The sequence below is a fragment of the Streptomyces sp. AK010 genome, from assembly GCF_014207295.1.
GTDB lineage: Bacteria > Actinomycetota > Actinomycetes > Streptomycetales > Streptomycetaceae > Streptomyces > Streptomyces massasporeus.
This window is the reverse complement of the sequence record NZ_JACHCX010000079.1, coordinates 1-1,247: the sequence shown is the minus strand read 5'-3', so window position 1 is coordinate 1,247 and position 1,247 is coordinate 1. Positions and strand designations below refer to the sequence as shown.

General features: G+C 67.1%; 2 protein-coding genes. Both read left to right on the top strand.

Going from position 1 to position 1,247, the window contains the following annotated elements:
• The first annotated feature begins 152 nt into the window (after window positions 1-152).
• The gene (locus HDC93_RS37690; RefSeq protein WP_185015262.1) at window positions 153-548 is read left to right on the top strand and encodes a hypothetical protein; all 396 of its coding nucleotides are present in this window, start codon (window positions 153-155) and stop codon (window positions 546-548) included.
• Window positions 549-599: 51 nt separating this feature from the next.
• Window positions 600-941, top strand: coding sequence for a hypothetical protein (locus tag HDC93_RS37685; protein ID WP_185015261.1), 342 nt, complete (start codon window positions 600-602; stop codon window positions 939-941).
• Window positions 942-1,247: the final 306 nt, after the last annotated feature.

Below are 1,247 nucleotides of genomic sequence, written 5' to 3'. Positions count from 1 at the left end.
TCGGGCGAGTAAACCCTCATCACCATAAATGACTCCTTCTGGCCGGTCCCCTGCGGGGCCGGATCGAAGGTGTCCACCTACAAGGGGGAAGCCCCCCCCAGGCCGCGGGGGGAATCGTGCTGGCGGAGCGGGGGCGCACGGAGTCCGGGGTGGTGACCTCGGTCGAAGACGGCTCCATGAATGCCCAAGGAGGTGGCCGCTACCTCTGCTCGGTGATCGACCGGGACGGCATACCCGTGAAGGTCCGAATCTGGCGCGGCTGTGAGCGGACCACCCGGCCTGGTGACGCGATCACCGTCGTGTACGACGTGGAGGGACGGGTGCCGCCGCGCGGGGCGGAGGGAGGGGGGTCCGCCCTGGACGCCCTGAGCGGACTCGCCGGCTGGGTGGCCGGGCTCGTGGCAGCGTGTGTGGTCGCCGTCGTGCGTTCCTACCGGCTCTCCGCACAATCCGTCCAGGCGGGCGCTCGCCCCGACGCCTGTGCGCCGTCGGGCTTCTCCACGCCCCCACCCGTCTGGCTCGCAGACGAAATTCCGAACGCAGACTGAAAGCCAGGAGCCAGACACCGAGTACGCGATCAGAGAGAGTAGGCAACAATCGTGACTGGACTCGAAATCCTGGCCGCACTGGCCCTCAAGGCGATAGCGGCGAAGCTAGGCACGGTCGGAGCGGCGAAGGCCGCCCTGATCGGGGGCAAGGCCATCGCCTCGCACGGTGGTCTTACCCCCCTCACAGCCACGCATGCGGCGGCAACGGCACACAGTGCCGGGGTCATCGAAGCGGCCCGTCAAACCGCGCATATCGCCACTCACGCCGGCTACTACCTCGCCGCCGCAGGTGGAACGGCAGCGGCTGTCGAGGCCCTGCGAAACGATGACGCTGAAGGCGTGGCAGACGGCATGTGGGAGGCGGCCACCAACACTCATGACTTCTTCACCTGACCGGTCGAGCCGAGCGCGAAAGTTCGAGCAGGGCCTCCGTAAGCGATAAGGCTTGCTGAGGTTCCCCGACAGAGTCGTGGTGCCCGGCTTCCGGGGCCCGCTTCTCCGTTTCTACTAAGAAGTCGTCTCAACTGGTGAGCACGGTAGCCGGTTGGGGTTCCGGCGAAGCTCAGCGAGCAGCCTGCTCAGCTCGCCCACTACCCGTCCGCTTAGAAGGCTTCCGCTTACCGCTCAACGGGCTTGTCTGGTCGAACAGGGGTCCTGATCGGGTGATCGCGGCAGGAGCGGCGCATGAAGGCAGGGCCT